Raw genomic sequence first — 18003 nt, forward strand, 5'->3', positions numbered from 1 at the left:
ACAGTTTCCCAAGCCCGTCGATCAATTTTTAACTCCCCTTGCCCACGCCCTAGTTTTACTGAATTTTGCCGATCTTTTTGTCGATTTGAGGGACACTTTTTGCCCACAAATTTGCATATTTGCCCTGGATTCGGGACCATTAACTTGAGTTAAACAAAGTTAAGTTTTATGGCATTTTTCTTTCCTCCCAAATAGCCTTGCTAAGATAGCGGGAAAGCCGGGTTGCTAGTCCCATGGTTGCTTTTTTATTGAGTACAAGGTAAGCATAAATACCTAAACATGAGACATTTTTGCGACGCTTGGATTGAAGAATGGTGTGAAGCCAATGGTTGGACGGATTTGTTCATGGAAAGACTCAATTACTATTGGGCTTTTCCCCCTGGGGCTGTCATGCCGGAGCCCATTCCTGGCAAAATTCTCCGGGCAATTAAACTAGAAAAAGGTCTTTGCGAAGAAGAAAAAGCTTGGTTAACCGCCGCTGTGGCTGTTTCTGCTTTGGCGATCGGTTCTGCTTTTCTGCTCAAAAATCCCATGCCTGTAGTACTGGCTTTTGCTTTTGACGCTGTAACAGCGGGGCGTTTAGAGATGGAAGAAATTTAAAAAATTTGAGAAGATTAATCCATTACCTGCGATATCAAACACTCTGATTGGAGTAACTAAGCAACATTTATGGCTGATTCCATCACCCCAGACTCCAATGAACACAATTATGCTGAGCTGGCTCAACAATGCCAGAATTTGGCCAGCCAAGTCCAGAGCCTCAGCCAACGGGTGGAAAATCTGGAAAGCAAACTGACCTTAATCCCGGACATTGAGCGCTATGGTAGGTTGCAGGAATGCTTAATTGCGGGGGATTTTAAGACGGCGGACCACGAAACCACCCGCATTATTCTCGAAACCCTCAATCGTAATCGGGATAACCTCAGCCCAGAAACTTTATCTGCTTTGCCCTGTACAGTTTTAACGGTAATTGATCGCCTGTGGCGTACCTACAGCGAAGATCGTTTTGGCTTTAGCCGGCAATTGGAAGCCTATCAAAAGGTAGGTGGTAACACCGATACTTTGCGTACCCAAGACCGGAAAGTGATGGGGGCCTTTGCCCAGGAAGTGGGTTGGGTGCAGGAAGGAAAGGTTCGTTTTGATGAGTATGACCAATGGGATTTTTCCCTCAATGCTCCGGTGGGTAGTTTCCCTGCCATTTGGTGGAAGTCTCCCTATGGTTTGAAAATGGTGACTTTTTTCTTCATTCGTTTGTTTGAATGTAACGGCTAGCCCGATGCCCTAACTACAGTTTTTTAACGCTTCGATATCAGCCCCGGCAATTTTGTCCAGATTGCGGGTAATTTTCTCTATGTCCCAATCCCACCAAGCAATGGTTAACAAAGCTTGAACTACTTCGTCCTTAAAACGTTGACGGATAGGACGGGCGGGATTTCCCCCCACAATGGTGTAGGGTGCCACATGGTTAGTGACAACGGCTTTGGCGGCAATAATGGCCCCGTCTCCCACCTTTATTCCGGGCATAATTACCGCTTCGTACCCAATCCACACATCATTGCCAATGACTGTATCTCCCTTATGGGGCGGTTCTTCTTCCAGTTCTGCTGTTTGCCAACCATTAGCAAAAATTGCAAAGGGATAGGTGGAAAATCCTTCCATGGCATGGTTAGCCCCATTCATAATAAATTTTACATTCCGGGCTAGGGCGCAGAATTTGCCAATGATCAGGCGATCGCCAACGAAGGGAAAATGGTACAGAACATTGCGCTCAAAGTTTTCTGAATCTTCGGGATCGTCGTAATAGGTGTAATCACCAATAATTATGTTGGGGTTAGAAACAGTATTTTTAATAAAGCAAATCTGGGCAAATCCCGCCATGGGATGCTTATTTTGGGGATCTGGGCCGTACATTATTTGTCACCCGTAACGGTTCTGGAGTCGTGTCTATTTCTCTATTCTTAACTCTAGGAATTAAACTCCCATTTCTGCCAAGTCTATCAAAGTTTCCTGGGCCGCCTCTTCGTCCACAATGCTAATGGCAAAGCCCACATGGACAATCACGTAATCCCCCACCTTAACCTCGGGTACGTAGGCAAGGCTAATGGTTTTAATGATGCCCCCAAAGCTAACCTTTCCCGTCAGTAACAGGGGATCGGAGTTGGGCATTAAACTGACAACCTGGCCAGGTAGGGCTAGACACATGGGAGGAAAGGAAGGAGGAATTGGCAAATAAGTCAGTGGAGCTTTGAGAAAAACCAAACCTGGGCCATGGTTCAACTTTAACCCAACAGTAAAGTTCCCATTTGGGCCACCAACTGATGGGTGACGGGCAAACTGTCAATCACCATGGCCAGGCAGAGCAACATTAGGTAAAAAATGGAGAACTTGAACAATCCCCTAGCCAAATCCCGATCGCCGGGAGCCTGTTTGAGTTGCCAAGCTTTGACCAGAAATTGTCCCCCCAAAATAATGGCGATCGCCAGATAAAGTATGCCCAACTGGTGCAGAGGATAAACTAGCAGCAAACTGAAAGGCACCACCAACAGTGAGTAGTACCAGATTTGGCTAACGGTTTTTTCCTCCCCCGCAATTACCGGCAACATGGGGACATTCACCTGGGCATAATCATCCTTGATCATCAAAGCCAGGGCCCAAAAGTGGGGGGGAGTCCAAAGAAAAATTAGCGCAAACAGTACCCAGGGAGTCCAGCTTAAATCCCCCGTAACAGCGGCCCAGCCCACCAAGGGGGGAATGGAACCCGCAGCCCCACCGATGACAATGTTTTGGGCCGTGTGTCGTTTCAGCCAATGGGTATAGACCAACATGTAAAAGACAATGCCGGATAATGCTAGGCAACCGCTTAGTACATTGACAAAGGTGGCCAAAAGAGCGAACGAAAGTACCCCTAAGGCTAGGGCGAAAATCAACGCATGGCGGGGTTGCACTTTTCCGGCTGGGATGGGTCGGGCCCTGGTGCGGAGCATTTCATAGTCAATGTCTTGGTCGTAAATACAGTTCAGGGTTTGGGCTGAAGCGGCTGCAAGGGTTCCTCCCAGCAGAGTGATCAGCAATTTGGGTAAATCCACCCGACCTTCCGAGGCAATCCACATGGAAGCAGCGGTGGTAATCAGCAAGAGGGGGATAATTCTCGGTTTGGTTAACTGATAATAACTTTTGCACACCGCCCCCATGGAATCGTGTTGGCGATGGATTTTTGTCGAAGTAACCATAGAGAATCAAAAGAAAGGGTAAGCAGGGGGGAGATCAAAAATTTTTCCTGAATTTTAAGCGAGTATTCCCCAACTGGACAAAAAATGGCAGTTAGTTTAACCGCAACGGCAGAAATTTCCCTCCCTAGGGAGACTTAAAGATTTTTATCATCAGGATGTAATGGGGGCCGTCGGTCGATGGTCCCGCACCGCCAAAACGGCGATCGCCAACAGGGTAGCCCAGAGACAAATTCCCACTGTATGGTGGGCTACGGTTAGGGGTTCAATTTGTAAATGGAGCTTTAGCGTAGCAACTCCCAATAGGATCTGTCCCCCCAAAAGGGCTAGGGCCCCATTGCCCAACTGGCGCAAAAAGGGATTTAGGGCCGGAGTGCGCCTGGTACACCAAAAAGTCAGTCCCACCCCCAACACCGTCGGTAACACCCCCAACAGATGACTGTGCAACACTTGGCAAAATTGTGTGCCGGCGATCGCCAAACACTGATGGGCCGCCCACTGGGAACCCACCAATCCCCCCAGTAAACATTGCAGATAAATGATGGTGGTGCTAGCCAGGGCCACCGGCCTTAACTTGCCCGCCGTTTGATTACTTTGGTAGGGCATCAGACAGAGACCAATGATCACCAAAGAACCCAAAAAAGCCATGGCTGTGCCCAAATGGGCGGTTACAATGTCAAACCGTAGCAGTTCGATCACTGTCAGCCCCCCCAACAATCCCTGCACCAGGATCAACGCCAGGGAGCCTAAGGTAGCCCAGGGTAACCACTTGGGTAGAACCCGACGGAACCACCAGCTCAAGCCCACCAGAATCAGGGTACTAAAACCAATCAACGCGGCATCCAAGCGATGGAACCATTCCAAAAATACCTGTAAATTCATTTGTTGACTGGGAACCCACTGACCATAGCACAGAGGCCAGTCAGGACAGGCCAACCCTGCATTCATCACCCTGGTGGCACTGCCCACCGCCATCAATAACACTGTGGCAATGACAATTTTCCATACCAGCCGACGGATCCAGACTTCAACCTGGACAAAGGCTTGGGGTTGACTTTGGGAGCGAATGGCATTGGGGAGAATAGACTCAGCCATGGTTTTGATCTGCAACCTCAACGATGGGGGCAAGGGGGGGAGAAAAACCCCAGTCACCGTCAGATTCTAACCAACACTCTCCCCAGGGGAAAGAAAACTTGGCTACAGCATCAATATTCTTTAGATTTACTTCAGATTTCCCTGCCCTAGGCGATTGATTTAGTTGAGATCGGGAAAATTTGGTATTTAACCGGTTACATGTAGTTGCGTGGAGGTGAGCAATACACTTAAGCTATTTTATCTGGTGAATTAAATTTGAAGTTATTCTTGTGGCTATCATGGGAGTAATTGCTTCCCATCACAGCTATGGATAAACCCAGTTCCTTTTTCGTTGTAGATTCTGAAGGTTCTCAAATACTTAGGGAAATTTGCATTATTAATCACTGTGGGGAAGTGGTATATGAAGCATTGGTGGATGAAGTCTTAGCAGATCGAGCACAGGGTTTAAAAGTTTTTCCTCTGAAACAGGTGTTGGAAAATTTTTGGCGCATCACCCATGGGCATTTAGTCATTTTCCATTATGCTGACCATGACTGCCGTGTCTTACGAAATAGCTGTTTGCAGGTGGGCATTCCTTGGCGGCCAATAAGCACCCAATGTACTATTGAGTTGGCCAAGGAAAAATATCCCGGCCTAAGCAGTTACTCTTTGGAGTTTTTGAGCAAAAAATTTTTCTTAAAGGTTGAAGGCAAGTATTTCAACCAAGAATCGGCGCACCGCGCTCGCTACGATGCCCTTTTCACCCACCAGTTATACAATTTTTTACAAGATTGCAACGGCTTTTCCAAATCAATGAATATTGGCATTAATCCTTTTTCTTCCAGTAGAGTTGACACCCCTTTTCAGGAACACGTTGATGCAAAAGCTATTTATCAACAACAATTTGAACAACTGAAGGCAATCATTAAGGAAGTCAGACAGGATAAAAATCGACAATCTAAGGGTGTAGTAGTGACAGGGATTCCTGGATCAGGGAAAACCCACCTGATGATGCGGCTCACCAAGGAAATTTTACAGATAAACCGAGTATTATTCATACGCCACCCCAACAATCAAGAATCAATCATTTACCATATTTACAGCCGCATTTTAGAATCGTTCATTTATCAAATTCCCGGCACTAGTTATAGTCAGCTAGAGTTTTTGCTGGCCCATAGTTTTACTAAATTAATTAGCCAAATGAAAAATATTCGGCTGACCCAAAAAGATCAACATATAGTCGATATTGTCCAGCAAAACCCCTTAAATATTTATCAGCTACTAGGAACGGAAGGAACAGATAAGAAACGGGATTACTGGGATCACATTGAAAAAAGAGCCAGTGAATGGTGGACAGAGCACTATGGCATTGGAGGAAATAGCCCTGAAATTATTAAGGGAATTATCAAATTTTGTCGCTATACAGAACGTTATCGTCAACAGACCACTGCACGTTGGTTGGCCGGACAAGAATTGAGTGAAGAAGATTTAATGTTATTGGGTTTGAGTAATTGGCATGAAAACCTGGGTAAGGAGGGCTTTTCCCTGGAAGCAATTTCAGTTTTCAGTAAATTATCCTTGTTGGACGAGCCGTTAGTAATGGTATTTGATCAATTGGAAGTGCTGGGTTTACCCAAAAACCAGAGCTTATTAATTGGCTTCGGCGAAGCGCTTAAGGAAATTTTTACCCATGTGCCCAACTGTTTGGTTATCCTAAACCTTTTTCCAGATCGGTGGCAATATTTTCAGTCCCATTGGGATTCTTCCGTGGTGGAAAGGGTAGGCCAATATCACATTAATCTTGACCGTCCAGACGATCAATTGATGGGTCAGGTGTTGATGACCAAGGCTGATGCAGTAGGGGTTAAGCTCACGGATATATTTAGTGAGCAAGAAATTACCTCCCTTTTGCGCTCACCGTCAATTCGTCACTTGATCAATAATGCTTCCAAACTTTATTCTGCTAAGGCTAATGGATCTGGCATCATCCCTCAGAATTTCGACCTTGGTAACAAAAATCTTGATTTCGAGCAAAGATTAAATTTACTGGAAAATGGATTAAGTGATTTGCAAGCAAAAATTTACGACATTGGCTTGACTTTAACAAACTTTTTTGCTCCTACAAGCCAGAATGTAAGCAAAGCATTAATTGGTAATCCCGTGGGGGAAACTAATCAAAATAATGAAATTGACGCTGATCTTAATTTCAATTTTTTCATTACAGAAAATCAGTCGCAACAATCGCTAGAAATACAGGTAAAAGATTTCTTCTGCCAAAATCGTGAAATCTTAAAAGATGATTATCAAAAACTACAAATAATCACTGAATCCGATGATATTGGCAAACTAAAAATTATTTTGGAAGCCCTTAACTCAATACACTCTTTCAAAACTGATTTTCTTAGTCTGGGCAGAAAAAGGTTACCAGAACATATCTTGATTCGTACCGCTAAAGCCTCAACAGTCATCGCATTTTTGCACCGCGATGGTAGTCAATTTACCAACTATATTAAGAACTTTAATCAATTGGTGTCATTGGAGAAGAGGCATCAATTTCACCTCTGGCGAGATCGACGGCAAAAGGCTATCACCGGCAAAGTTGGCCGGGAAGAAATTGAAAAACTCAATAATTCTGCCAACGGACAATTTCAATTTATGGAAGAGCGGGAACGGGTGGACTTTGAGCTGTTGTATTTGTTGATCACAGCAATTTATAACCAGGACATAGAGCTGGAAATAGGGCAGGCTTGGTCGATCGCCTGTGGGGAATTAAGGCATAACTGGTTGGTTCAACTGTTAGACCATGGTTGAATCCCGGCGATGGGAACCGAAATTTTTTTCTAGCCTTTAAGGCTATAGACACGCTGCCATTGCTCTTCTGTGACCCGAAAGTTGGTGCTGTTGGGAGCCCGAATAACCAGTAAATCCCGTAAAATCTGGTCCTGTTTGAGTTCGTGGCGGCGGAGGGGTTGGCCCAGCAACTTGCGTAGGAATCTGAGCTGTACCCTCGGTTTATCCAACTTAGCTTGGTCAGACATTAGCCAATATTGCCCATCGGGTAGCTCTGGGTAAATTTCCGGCGGCTTAGTTACTTCGGCAATGGCATAAATCCCTGCTTCTGGCCCGGCCATCCAGATCAAAGCCCGATCGCCAACTTGAATTTCTTTGCTATAACGGGTCACCAACCAGGGCAATTCCTCTTGCTCCTCAATGGCTTGAAGAATGCGATAGTACTTAGGATTGCCTTGAAATAACCAGTAGGCCATGGTGGGGTCGCGAATCAGAACAACTGCGGTGGGAACTGGGCCGGGGGAATAAAATTATCCCTCTTTCATCAGACTGAGGGAATTAAAATGGAGATAAAAGGCTGAAAAGCCCGGAGGGAGAATGACAAAGACAAGAGAGGCGAAAAAGACAGTACAGTGTGTAGACACATATAGTGAATTGTATAAAGATATATTTCCAGAAGTGAGGTCTTATGAGTCATTTAAATATATCATTGTGGGAATATTAAGTGATATAAAAAGAAAGAGTCTACCTGCAATAGCATCATCACTAGGATTGAAAAATGAACAGGGACTACTGCATTTTATGACAGATTCTCCTTGGGAATTAAAAGAATTAGAAAAAAGAAGATTAAATATTATCTTAGAAGTTTTAGAAGGAAGAGAAATAATAGTAATAATAGATGAAACAGGAGACCCCAAAAAAAGGGAAAACAACAGATTATGTAAAAAGACAATACATTGGAAATTTAGGAAAAATAGAAACCCGACTTTTAATGTGGGGTAATAGAACGCCCAGCAAATTAATAACCAAATCATCGTGGGGAATACTGCTACCAGTCATAGCTAGGATTTCCCCGTCAATGTACTCGTGGCAGATTTCTTGTTTCGCTTCCCAGGCTAGATATTCCTCTGGGGTCAATGGGGTCGGTCGGAGGTCGGGCGAAGCAATCATGGTTAATTTGCCGCCAATTTGGCGATCGCCATTAGGTTGATCAACAATCACATTTACATTTTAAATTAAAGACAAGTTTTCCAAAATCGACCGAATATCGCCGTAAACCTGTGGGAAAATCCCTTCAATCATATTTTTAATCCCCCGTCCCTATGAAACGCCGTCAACTCCTTGGCCAATCGGCGATCGCCGCTGGAACTGCTGCTGGTTTAGTTGCCTGTGGCAAGGCCACCACCTCCAATAATCAAGCCACCGCTGGAGGAGAACTGCCAAATATTCGTTGGCGCATGGTCACCAGTTGGCCCAAATCCCTCGACACTCTTTTTGGGGGCGCTGAGGACTTCTGCAAGGCGATCGCCGCCATGACCGGGGGTAAATTCCAGATTACGCCCTACGCCGCTGGGGAAATTGTGCCGGGGTTAGAGGTGCTAGACGCAGTACAAAATGGCACCGTTGAATGTGGCCACACCGCCAGTTATTACTACATCGGCAAAAATCCGGCCCTGGGTTTTGCCTGCGTGATGCCCTTTGGTTTGACGGCCCAACAACAAAATGCATGGCTCTATGCCGGGGGGGGGTTGGAAATGATCCAAAAAGTTTACAGCGACTTTAATATCATTAACTTCACCGCCGGTAACACCGGGGCTCAGATGGCTGGTTGGTTTAAAAAGCCAGTGGAATCCCTAGCGGATTTGCGGGGTTTAAAAATGCGGATTCCCGGCTTGGGAGGGCAGGTAATGGCTCAACTAGGGGTCAACGTCCAGGTGATTCCTGGGGGAGAACTATTCCTAGCTCTAGACCGGGGCACCATTGACGCAGCGGAATGGGTAGGGCCCTACGACGACGAAAAGTTAGGGCTAAATAAGGCGGCCAAATACTATTACTATCCCGGTTGGTGGGAGCCAGGCCCCAGCTTGGACGTATTGGTAAACCAAAGCCAATGGGCGAAATTGCCGCCGGAATACCAAGCTATTTTCCAGGAAGCGGCCCGTAGTGCCAATCTATTGATGCTATCCCGTTATGAAACTTTTAATAGCATTGCCCTGAAAACATTACTGGATGGAGGCACAATTCTGAAATCCTTTTCTCCAGAAATTTTAACAGTGGCCCAGGAAACTTCCCGAGCATTGCTAGCAGAATTTGCCAGTAAAGATGCCCAATTTAAGGAAATTTATCAACAATGGCAAACATTCCGCAGTCAAATGTTTAGTTGGAATGCAATCAATGAACTTAGCTATACTAAATTCGTCGAAAAAGCTCCCTAACCGAGGCAAAATCTTTGGAAATTGCCTTCTGCTAGGAAAGCCGTAATTTCTGCTTCTGAAAGGGGATGACTAAACCAATAACCTTGCATTTCTCGGCAACCTAAATCGTAGAGACAACGAGCTTGGGGCTCCTCCTCTATACCTTCAGCAATAATGTTTAAATTAAAACCATTGCCCAACAGCAGCATGGCCTGAATAATGGCAGCATCCTTGGGGGTGTGGAGGATATCTTTAGTAAAGGAACGATCAATTTTCAGGGTATTGAAAGGAAAGGTTTTAAGATAGGAAAGGGAAGAATAGCCAGTGCCAAAATCATCCATGGAAAGCCGAATACCGTGGGATTGCAGAGCATTGAGGAGATTTTGGGTAGCTGTGACGTTCTGCATGACAATATTTTCGGTAATTTCCACCTCAAGACGATGGGGAGGGAGGGAAGACTCTGCCAAAATACGTAAAATTGTTGGCAACAAATCCGGAGCTTGGAACTGTTGGGGAGACAGATTAATGGCAATGCGAAAATCATCGTCTACCGCCGGAGCCCAATGGTGGAAATGTTGAAAAGCTGTACGCATAATCCATTCCCCCACGGGAATAATTAGGCCAGTGGTTTCCAGCAAACCAATGAATAATCCTGGAGATACTAAACCGTGAATGGGATGTTGCCAACGAATCAGAGCTTCCACTCCACAAAGGCGACCGGATTGCACATCAATAATCGGTTGGTAATAAAGCAAGAATTCATCCCTTTCCAAAGCCTGGTGTAGGGCATGCTCCAATTGAATTCTTTCTAAATGGTCACTATTCATGGACTCTTCATAGAAGCAGTATTGCCGACTGCCGATGTCCTTAACTTCGTTTAATGCTATTCCCACTCGGTTCAGCAAAATTTCCACGTTATCACCATGGTTGGGATAACAGGCAATGCCCGCATAGCCCTGGAGGTAAAGGGGATTATTAGCAATGAAAAATGGTCTTTTTAGCACTGCCAACAGTCGTCGCACAAAAACTTCAATTTCGTCGAGGTTACGGCAGGATTGAATTAACAATATAAAAGTATCTCCACGCCACCGGCAAAGTAAATCTTCTAATCTCACATGGGCGGATAATCTTTCCGTGATAATTTTGAGTACTTCATCGGCGACGCTGTGCCCCAGCAAGTCATTTAAAGATTGCAGTTCTCGGAAACCTAAAAGCACTAAACCTAAAACACTGCTTTGATTCTGAACGTTACTTAGGACTTTACCCAATTCTTGCTTGAACAAAAAGCGGTTGGGCAAGTCCGTTAGGGGATCATAAAAAGCTTGGTAATGAATTGATTGCTCAATTACTTTACGCTCTGTGATATCGAAAATGTAACTACGTATAAACTGACTTTCGGCGGGATAGTGAATATGTTGCTCATAAAATTTATCTCCTATTTGTACCTCTCTAGTGCGGAGATAGTAAATGGGAGTATCTTCCCTTTGGGGAATAATATCTTTGAGTAGGGGATGGGCCATGGAATCTTTCTGAATGGAGGGAAACTTTTCCTTAGTAGCTGTGTTCAGATAGGTCAAGTTGCCGAAGTAATCGATCTCCACCATGGGGTAGGGACTATATTCAATACAGGCGGCTAGTTTAGATAGCTTTTCATGGCTCAGTTGGGATAAGTCATCCTCGTGGCCAATCAGAGTGATGTCCCATTGTTCCTGGGGAAAATGCTCTGATAGATCTGGGGTTAACCGCTGGCGATCGCCGCCGCCGGAGATAGTATCTTTGGGGTCGGTGGGGATGGCCTGATAGAAAATTTGAATATCTTCCGATAGGGCGATGACGTCTCCATGCACCAACTCATAATCTAGATGGGATTCACCGTTAACCCACACTCCATTACGACTGCGATGACCTTCTAAATCTCCATCAATGATGTGGAAGGAGATATCTAAATTAGGATTAATTTTTTTGATTAGGGTGGCGTGGCGACGGGAAATTTGGGGAGAAGGAATAACAATGGTGTTGCTCGGATGACGGCCAATGGAATAACAAGAATTTTGTAAACGAATGACCTTTTTAAACGAGGGTGAATCAACGACCAATTGATAAAGCATAGGAGCGTTACAGGAAAAAAGCTGAGCCTGAAGAAAAATAGTTTTAGAGAGTGACTATTGTCGCGACTAGGGAACAATTATTGATCACCACTCCAACCAGTTACCACTGAGAGGAAATAAATAATAGAACAATCTGATTTGTATCCGTTGATGCCATCATTTAGATTCCCCAACTAATAGTAGCCCACACAATAATTATTCAGCCACTATATTCTTTGTCCTATTATTGTCAAGCTAGGACAAACTTTTAGAAAAAATCTGGGTTTTCATTCGGTTTTCCGATCCTAAAGGGGGCTACCAAACCATGGTAAATTCTGGGGAAAGTTGATTCACGTATAAAACCTATGCCATTCACCATTGACTCTGCCCGCGGAATTTTCCCTAACACCCTAGCGGCCGACGTTGTACCCGCTACCATCGCCCGTTTTAGCCAACTCAATGCCGAAGATCAATTAGCTCTGATTTGGTTTGCTTACCTAGAAATGGGTAAAACCCTTACGATCGCCGCCCCTGGGGCCGCCAGCATGCAACTGGCCGAAAATGCCCTCAAGGAAATTCAAGCCATGGGGCCCCTCCAACAAACCCAGGCCATGTGTGACTTGGCCAACCGAGCTGACACTCCCCTGTGCCGCACCTACGCCAGTTGGTCCCCCAACATTAAACTTGGCTTCTGGTACCGTTTAGGCGAACTGATGGAGCAGGGCTTTGTCGCCCCCATTCCCGCTGGTTACCAACTTTCTGCCAATGCCAATGCAGTGCTAGCTACGATCCAAGGCCTAGAATCCGGTCAACAAATTACCGTATTGCGTAATGCCGTGGTGGACATGGGCTTCACCGCTGGTAAGGACGGCAAACGCATCGCTGAGCCCGTAGTTCCTCCCCAAGATACCGCCAGCCGCACCAAAGTTTCCATTGAAGGGGTGACCAATGCCACTGTCCTCAACTACATGGACAACCTCAATGCCAATGACTTCGACACCTTAATCGAATTGTTCACCTCCGACGGTGCCCTCCAACCGCCCTTCCAACGGCCCATTGTCGGTAAAGAAAATGTGCTCCGCTTTTTCCGGGAAGAGTGCCAAAACCTGAAATTGATCCCGGAACGGGGGGTTACTGAACCCGCTGAAGATGGTTTCACCCAAATTAAAGTTACCGGTAAGGTGCAAACCCCTTGGTTTGGTGGCAACGTGGGCATGAATATCGCCTGGCGCTTTCTCCTCAACCCCGAGGGCAAAATTTTCTTTGTGGCGATCGACCTCCTTGCTTCCCCCAAAGAATTACTCAACTTTGCTCGCTAGAATAACTCCCTTCAGAGTTTTGTCTTTGCCATAGTCGGTCGGACAAGCAGCCAAAATACTAATAACTGTGGGCTTCTCGTTGCAGAGCAGGCTCACTTTTTTTATTATGGTAATGATAATTACAAATCAATATCATAAGTTAATGTTACAAACCGCCGAAGCACCTTGGTCCCAAGCTGAAACCCAGTCTGCCCATGCCCTGTTCCGTAAGGCCTACCAAAGAGAATTGGATGGACTGTTGGCAACGGTGCAAGCCCAAGCTTCCCAAATTACGCAGATCGATGATCTTTGGAAACTCCATGATTTTTTGAGTGCAAAACGCCACGAAATTGATGGCAAGTACGACGATCGCCAGTCGGTGATTATTTTTGTTTTTGCCCAACTGCTCAAGGAAGGTCTGGTGCAAGCGGAGGAATTGACTTTTTTAGCCGCCGATAAGCAATCTAAAATTAAGGCCCTGGCCCGGCTGTGATTCTAGTAAATATCTAAAACTCCACAACTATGTTCCTGGGGGGAAATGGAATTCATCTGTTAGTCATTTCTCCGCTGCCTTGCTTGCTGTAGGTGTACACCGTTTGGGGCTGCCATTGGTTTAGGGCGTCGGCGGTGAGGTCGGCAAAGGATACATTTTCCCGGTCCAGACTGACTTGGAGAGTTTCCATGGGGTCTTTCCCTTGGGCGATGAGGAATGCTAGAGCCTGTAGGTCTGGCCATTGTTTGAGCTGTACGAGAAAATCCTTTACCAAAGCGGGGTAGGGAGAATGGTCGTGCTTTTGCCAAGGCTGGCCCGATGGTAAGTTTTGGTCTAGGCCGACGTGGAAAATTAGGCTATTTTTGCCAAATAGGGCGATCGCCACGGGGCGGTTGTCTTCATGCACCATGAGGGGGGTTCCCTGTAACAGGGCCCGGATTTTTTCCAATTTTTCGTACCGTTGTTGGGCCGAAGCAACGTTGGGAGTAAATTTAATGGCGATCGCCAGCAGATAGTTTTTGACTAACCAGTGCCCTAGTTTTTCTGCCTTGGTGGTCAGGTAATGGGAGTTATAGTCGTTGGCCTCAATTAACAGGGGCACCCGTTCGACAATTTCTAGACCGTAGCCTTTCAGTCCGGCAATTTTACGGGGATTGTTGGTGATCAAACGGATTTGTTTCACCCCTAAATCGTTGAGCATTTGCGCCCCCATGCCGTAGTCCCGCAGATCCGCCGGAAAACCTAATCTTTCATTCGCTTCCACGGTGTCATAGCCCAAATCCTGTAGGGAATAGGCCTTGAGCTTATTGACCAAACCAATACCCCGGCCTTCCTGGCGGAGATAAACCACCACCCCCAAACCATGGTTTTCCAGCATTTTGAGGGCCGCCTGGAGTTGCATGCGGCAATCACAACGGAGAGAACCCAGGGCATCCCCCGTTAAACATTCTGAATGCATCCGCACCATCACCGGCTGTTGACCAAATTCACTAGGATCACCCTTCACAATGGCAATGTGCTCTGTTTGATCCAATAAATTGCGGTAGGCGTAGAGTTTAAACTCCCCAAACTGGCTGGGAAATTCACAGATGGTTTCCCGTTGCACAAAGCGGTCATGTTGGAGTCGGTAACTGATTAAATCGGCAATGCTGATCAGTTTGAGGTCATATTTGCGGGCATACTCCACCAATTCCGGTAGGCGGGCCATGGAGCCATCGGCATTTTGAATTTCGCAAATTACCCCCGCTGGATAGAGTCCTGCTAGGCGAGAAAGATCGACTGCCGCCTCGGTGTGGCCGGCTCGTTTCAGTACTCCCCCAGTTTTGGCCCGCAGAGGGAAAATATGGCCAGGTCGGGAAAGGTCCTCCGGGCGGGTGACGGGGTTAATGGCAATCTGGATCGTCCGGGCCCGGTCTTCGGCGGAAATCCCTGTGGTTACGCCCAAATGGGGGGCTGCATCAATGCTGACGGTGAAAGCGGTTTGGTTGCTGTCGGTGTTTTTACTGACCATCAAGGGCAGATCCAATTCGTCCAGGCGATCACCAGTCATGGCTAGGCAAATCAAGCCCCGGGCTTCCACTGCCATAAAGTTAACTAGAGCAGGGGTGGCAAATTGGGCCGCACAGATTAAATCCCCTTCATTTTCTCGATTTTCGTCGTCCACCACCACCACGGCCTTGCCCGCTTTAATGTCAGCTAGGGCTGCATCAATGGCATCAAACATCGGTAAATCGGACGGGATACGGGGGACAGAAACGTTCAAGGTGCAGAAAAGGAAAAAGTTAAAACTTAAGAAGCTGGAGGAAAATTGACAACGGTGGTCGCAGAAGATCGACTGTTGCAACAATTTAGCTTTGTTAACTATTTTAAAGCTTTTCTGGGAAGGCTTTGGTTTCTTCGTCGTAGGGGATGAATTTCTCTAAAAAAGGGAAACTTATTCTGCCATGGCTATAGTCCTATGATGGAAAGCGCCCTGGTTCCGCTGGCCCCCATCCATGATTGACCGCGAATTTTTGCTTGACCCCAATTCCCACTCCCCATCCGACCTTTCCTCGGCTAAAAGTCGCCCCTGGTTAGCTTCCCCCTGGCCCTGGACCATGGCGATCGCCGTTTTGTTGGGTTGGGGAGGTATGGCCCTGTGGCAGTCCCCTTGGTCGAAGCTAAAACTACCTTCTTTCTCCAGTTCGGTGGAAATCGCCCCTCTAGTGATGGAAGGGGGGGATCCCTATCTGCGGGCCTTGATGCGGACCATCAGTGCTAGTGAAGCCAATACGCCCCAACCCTATAACGTTATTTACGGGGGACAGCATGTCCAGGACTTGAGCGAACATCCCAACCGTTGCGTCAAAATTTTTATGGGGCCGAATCGGGGCAATTGCAGTACTGCCTCTGGGCGTTACCAGTTTTTGAATACCACCTGGGCTGAAAAAGCGGGTAAATATCATCCCCAGCCCCAGAAATTTTTGCTCTGGAAAAATTACAGCTTTGAGCCGGAGTACCAGGACCAAGTGCTTTACCGTTGGCTAGCTGATACCAAAGCCTGGGGGATGGATATTGGGGCCCAATTGCGGGCAGGGCATCTAGACCAGGTTTTGCGTCACCTTTCCCCCACTTGGACTAGTTTGGGCTACGGCATTGAGGACAATGTGATTACCAGACGTTTACCGGAACTTTATCAAAAGTTGTTGCAAGAAGAATTGCTTTTGGCCCACCATCATCAGGATTGAAGGGATTTGACAAAAAATTTATTCCTAGTTGTCCCCTTAGCCACAAACCGCAGTGTGCCTGACTGGAATTTGTCTCGCTTCTAAAAAGGTTTTCAACTCCCCAATGGTTAACTGACCATAGTGCAATAGGGAAGCTAACAGTGCCGCTTCAGCTTTGCCTTCCGTGAATGCTTCGTACACGTGCTGACAATTACCCGCTCCCCCGGAAGCAATCACCGGAATTTCCACCCGTTCGGCGATCGCCGCTGTGAGGGCCAGATCGTAACCCGCTTGGGTGCCATCCCCGTCCATACTGGTGACCAGCAATTCCCCTGCCCCCCGTTTGGCCACTTCCTCCGCCCAGGCGATCGCATCTAGGCCGGTGTTTTCCCGCCCCCCCCGCACATACACATCCCAGCCGGGATTATCCGCATCTAACCGACGACGGGCATCGATCGCCACCACAATGCATTGCCGCCCAAAACGGTCACTAGCTCGACTAATAAAGTCCGGGTCCCGCACAGCAGAGGAATTAACACTCACCTTATCTGCCCCAGCCCGGAGCAGATTTTTAATATGTTCCAACGTAGAAATGCCGCCCCCTACCGTTAGGGGAATAAACACCTCTTCCGCAGTGCGATAAACCACATCAATAATGGTGTCCCGTTGCTCGTGGGTAGCAGTGATGTCTAAAAACACCAACTCGTCTGCCCCCGCTTCGTTATAGGCCCGGGCCAACTCCACCGGATCCCCGGCATCTTGGAGATCAACAAAGTTTATGCCCTTGACCACCCGCCCTGCATTGACATCTAAACAAGGCAAAATCCGTTTTGCTAAGGTCATAATTTTATTGCAAATATTTCAAACAAAAATTGTGGTCAATGTGAATTAAACGAAGCAAATAAAACATCCGAACCCGGCAATTTGTCCGTAGTATCCCAAAGATTAAGCTCGAATGGGGCGGTGAAGTTCCATTTCCCCATCCAAGTCCCTTGGCCGACAAATACATTTTCCCAGCAACTTAGTTGAGGGGAAGGTTTTCTGTTGACTATTGATTTAGAAACCAAAGCTGGGGAAAGGAATGGGCACCGGCAAACTGGGGATAGGGGGAGAGTAGTTCACTCCGCCGGTGGAACAACTCAGCCCGGGCAAAAGGTTGGAGCACATACTCTGCAAGGCTCCATCCGGAGTGATCGGAATGCTGAAGCCATTGAACAAACTACCACTCAAAAGGGCGACTAACTCCTCCGGAGTCATGGGAATCACAGAACCGAGGATGCCCTCCAAAACACTGACCTTTTCCCCCGCTTTAACCCGAGTTCTTTGCTGTGGATTTTCCGGATCACTAACCAACACCGCCCCCTCCAGAACCTTAATTTCCCCCGATTGACCTTCATTCCTTTCCATGACATACACTGTGCCAGTCACCGCCACACTGACCCCCGCCATACAACCATTGACAGGACCACTGGCCAGCAACTTACCCCGTTCCAACTCTACGCATTGACCGACAATTACGCTGGCATTTTCGCTCAATCTTCCTGACGCCCCATTATTAAACAATATTCCGGCTCTGGCTTTTTTGGTCACTATGACCTGGCCAAATTCCGCTTGGTCATCCACTTTTGCCTGGATTTCTTCGATGTAAACCTGGGGACCGTCAATGATTTCCTGCACCACTGCTTGGCTGATTTGGGCTTGGCTGGGGGCCACGGCCCATCCCAGGGCGAGTAAGGGCGCAGAAGCACCGATGGCACTTAGTTTAAGAAATTTGGCTTTGGGTGAGCTGGGTGGGGTAATCATGGCATGGCACCGGGAAAGGATCTGTAGGGGAACGTAAAATTGGTTAGGGGGGGGGAAAGTCGTTTTTCTTTGGGGCTAGACGACACAGGAAAATTTTCGCTTCCATCTTAGC

General features: G+C 47.0%; 17 protein-coding genes and 1 pseudogene. 8 read left to right on the top strand and 10 right to left on the bottom strand.

Features of this window, described 5'->3' with window-relative positions; genetic code table 11:
* Positions 1 to 279: 279 nt before the first annotated feature.
* Positions 280 to 600, top strand: coding sequence for a hypothetical protein (locus tag H6G46_RS10320; protein ID WP_010872800.1), 321 nt, complete (start codon positions 280 to 282; stop codon positions 598 to 600).
* A 69-nt stretch (positions 601 to 669) separates the two neighbouring features.
* Complete coding sequence (locus H6G46_RS10325; RefSeq protein ID WP_010872801.1) at positions 670 to 1272, top strand: GUN4 domain-containing protein; 603 nt, start codon at positions 670 to 672, stop codon at positions 1270 to 1272.
* Positions 1273 to 1281: 9 nt separating this feature from the next.
* On the opposite strand, the gene H6G46_RS10330 is transcribed toward H6G46_RS10325, so the two are convergent.
* The 4 genes from H6G46_RS10330 to H6G46_RS10345 form a co-directional block, all read right to left on the bottom strand.
* A complete protein-coding gene (locus H6G46_RS10330; RefSeq protein WP_010872802.1) occupies positions 1282 to 1911 on the bottom strand; it encodes a Vat family streptogramin A O-acetyltransferase in 630 nt (209 codons plus the stop codon).
* Positions 1912 to 1971: 60 nt separating this feature from the next.
* Positions 1972 to 2202 (bottom strand): HypC/HybG/HupF family hydrogenase formation chaperone, encoded by a 231-nt coding sequence (locus H6G46_RS10335; RefSeq protein WP_010872803.1) that lies wholly within the window; start codon positions 2200 to 2202, stop codon positions 1972 to 1974.
* Positions 2203 to 2279: 77 nt separating this feature from the next.
* Positions 2280 to 3230, bottom strand: a complete 951-nt coding sequence (locus H6G46_RS10340) for a heme o synthase (protein WP_010872804.1) — start codon at positions 3228 to 3230, stop codon at positions 2280 to 2282.
* 150 nt (positions 3231 to 3380) lie between these two features.
* Positions 3381 to 4379, bottom strand: a complete 999-nt coding sequence (locus H6G46_RS10345) for a heme A synthase (RefSeq protein WP_010872805.1) — start codon at positions 4377 to 4379, stop codon at positions 3381 to 3383.
* 249 nt (positions 4380 to 4628) lie between these two features.
* On the opposite strand from H6G46_RS10345, the gene H6G46_RS10350 reads away from it, so the two are divergent.
* Positions 4629 to 7112, top strand: coding sequence for a hypothetical protein (locus H6G46_RS10350; protein WP_010872806.1), 2484 nt, complete (start codon positions 4629 to 4631; stop codon positions 7110 to 7112).
* A 29-nt stretch (positions 7113 to 7141) separates the two neighbouring features.
* Here H6G46_RS10350 and H6G46_RS10355 read toward each other — a convergent pair whose 3' ends face one another.
* Positions 7142 to 7567, bottom strand: coding sequence for an EVE domain-containing protein (locus H6G46_RS10355; RefSeq protein WP_010872807.1), 426 nt, complete (start codon positions 7565 to 7567; stop codon positions 7142 to 7144).
* 121 nt (positions 7568 to 7688) lie between these two features.
* Between H6G46_RS10355 and H6G46_RS10360 the strand changes: the two are divergent.
* Positions 7689 to 8070 (top strand): annotated as a pseudogene (locus H6G46_RS10360) (transposase); the annotation flags it as partial.
* Here the strand turns inward: H6G46_RS10360 and H6G46_RS10365 are convergent.
* Complete coding sequence (locus tag H6G46_RS10365) at positions 8028 to 8312, bottom strand: Uma2 family endonuclease (protein WP_010872808.1); 285 nt, start codon at positions 8310 to 8312, stop codon at positions 8028 to 8030. The pseudogene H6G46_RS10360 and the gene H6G46_RS10365 sit on opposite strands and share 43 nt — an antisense overlap.
* 101 nt (positions 8313 to 8413) lie before the next feature.
* On the opposite strand from H6G46_RS10365, the gene H6G46_RS10370 reads away from it, so the two are divergent.
* Entirely contained in the window at positions 8414 to 9526 is a 1113-nt protein-coding gene (locus tag H6G46_RS10370) for a TRAP transporter substrate-binding protein (RefSeq protein WP_010872809.1), read from the top strand.
* Here H6G46_RS10370 and H6G46_RS10375 read toward each other — a convergent pair.
* Complete coding sequence (locus H6G46_RS10375; RefSeq protein WP_010872810.1) at positions 9523 to 11613, bottom strand: EAL domain-containing protein; 2091 nt, start codon at positions 11611 to 11613, stop codon at positions 9523 to 9525. The genes H6G46_RS10370 and H6G46_RS10375 overlap by 4 nt on opposite strands.
* Positions 11614 to 11957: 344 nt before the next feature.
* Between H6G46_RS10375 and H6G46_RS10380 the strand changes: the two genes are divergently transcribed.
* Positions 11958 to 12911: an orange carotenoid protein N-terminal domain-containing protein gene (locus tag H6G46_RS10380; RefSeq protein ID WP_010872811.1), complete on the top strand. Its 954-nt coding sequence runs from the start codon at positions 11958 to 11960 to the stop codon at positions 12909 to 12911.
* A gap of 142 nt (positions 12912 to 13053) precedes the next feature.
* Positions 13054 to 13383, top strand: a complete 330-nt coding sequence (locus H6G46_RS10385) for a fluorescence recovery protein (protein WP_041425821.1) — start codon at positions 13054 to 13056, stop codon at positions 13381 to 13383.
* Between the two features lie 52 nt (positions 13384 to 13435).
* Here H6G46_RS10385 and ribBA read toward each other — a convergent pair whose 3' ends face one another.
* Complete coding sequence (gene ribBA, locus H6G46_RS10390) at positions 13436 to 15106, bottom strand: bifunctional 3,4-dihydroxy-2-butanone-4-phosphate synthase/GTP cyclohydrolase II (protein ID WP_014407109.1); 1671 nt, start codon at positions 15104 to 15106, stop codon at positions 13436 to 13438.
* Between the two features lie 271 nt (positions 15107 to 15377).
* Here ribBA and H6G46_RS10395 point away from each other — a divergent pair, with 271 nt between their 5' ends.
* On the top strand, positions 15378 to 16109 hold the full coding sequence (locus H6G46_RS10395) for a glycoside hydrolase family protein (protein ID WP_010872814.1): 732 nt from the start codon (positions 15378 to 15380) through the stop codon (positions 16107 to 16109).
* Positions 16110 to 16145: 36 nt separating this feature from the next.
* Here H6G46_RS10395 and hisF read toward each other — a convergent pair whose 3' ends face one another.
* Complete coding sequence (gene hisF / locus H6G46_RS10400; protein ID WP_010872815.1) at positions 16146 to 16931, bottom strand: imidazole glycerol phosphate synthase subunit HisF; 786 nt, start codon at positions 16929 to 16931, stop codon at positions 16146 to 16148.
* 213 nt (positions 16932 to 17144) lie between these two features.
* The gene (locus H6G46_RS10405; protein WP_010872816.1) at positions 17145 to 17891 is read right to left on the bottom strand and encodes a hypothetical protein; all 747 of its coding nucleotides are present in this window, start codon (positions 17889 to 17891) and stop codon (positions 17145 to 17147) included.
* Between the last annotated feature and the right edge of the window lie 112 nt (positions 17892 to 18003).

The sequence above is a fragment of the Synechocystis sp. FACHB-908 genome, from assembly GCF_014698595.1.
Taxonomy (GTDB): domain Bacteria; phylum Cyanobacteriota; class Cyanobacteriia; order Cyanobacteriales; family Microcystaceae; genus Synechocystis.

Bases quoted from the DNA above. Each gene is read 5' to 3' on its own strand.
- H6G46_RS10350 (WP_010872806.1), top strand. From the start codon at position 4,629: ATGGATAAACCCAGTTCCTTTTTCGTTGTAGATTCTGAAGGTTCTCAA.
- H6G46_RS10375 (WP_010872810.1), bottom strand. From the start codon at position 11,613: ATGCTTTATCAATTGGTCGTTGATTCACCCTCGTTTAAAAAGGTCATT.
- H6G46_RS10355 (WP_010872807.1), bottom strand. From the start codon at position 7,567: ATGGCCTACTGGTTATTTCAAGGCAATCCTAAGTACTATCGCATTCTT.
- hisF (WP_010872815.1), bottom strand. From the start codon at position 16,931: ATGACCTTAGCAAAACGGATTTTGCCTTGTTTAGATGTCAATGCAGGG.
- H6G46_RS10335 (WP_010872803.1), bottom strand. From the start codon at position 2,202: ATGTGTCTAGCCCTACCTGGCCAGGTTGTCAGTTTAATGCCCAACTCC.
- H6G46_RS10325 (WP_010872801.1), top strand. From the start codon at position 670: ATGGCTGATTCCATCACCCCAGACTCCAATGAACACAATTATGCTGAG.
- H6G46_RS10370 (WP_010872809.1), top strand. From the start codon at position 8,414: ATGAAACGCCGTCAACTCCTTGGCCAATCGGCGATCGCCGCTGGAACT.
- ribBA (WP_014407109.1), bottom strand. From the start codon at position 15,106: ATGTTTGATGCCATTGATGCAGCCCTAGCTGACATTAAAGCGGGCAAG.
- H6G46_RS10380 (WP_010872811.1), top strand. From the start codon at position 11,958: ATGCCATTCACCATTGACTCTGCCCGCGGAATTTTCCCTAACACCCTA.
- H6G46_RS10385 (WP_041425821.1), top strand. From the start codon at position 13,054: ATGTTACAAACCGCCGAAGCACCTTGGTCCCAAGCTGAAACCCAGTCT.
- H6G46_RS10340 (WP_010872804.1), bottom strand. From the start codon at position 3,230: ATGGTTACTTCGACAAAAATCCATCGCCAACACGATTCCATGGGGGCG.
- H6G46_RS10405 (WP_010872816.1), bottom strand. From the start codon at position 17,891: ATGATTACCCCACCCAGCTCACCCAAAGCCAAATTTCTTAAACTAAGT.
- H6G46_RS10320 (WP_010872800.1), top strand. From the start codon at position 280: ATGAGACATTTTTGCGACGCTTGGATTGAAGAATGGTGTGAAGCCAAT.
- H6G46_RS10395 (WP_010872814.1), top strand. From the start codon at position 15,378: ATGATTGACCGCGAATTTTTGCTTGACCCCAATTCCCACTCCCCATCC.
- H6G46_RS10330 (WP_010872802.1), bottom strand. From the start codon at position 1,911: ATGTACGGCCCAGATCCCCAAAATAAGCATCCCATGGCGGGATTTGCC.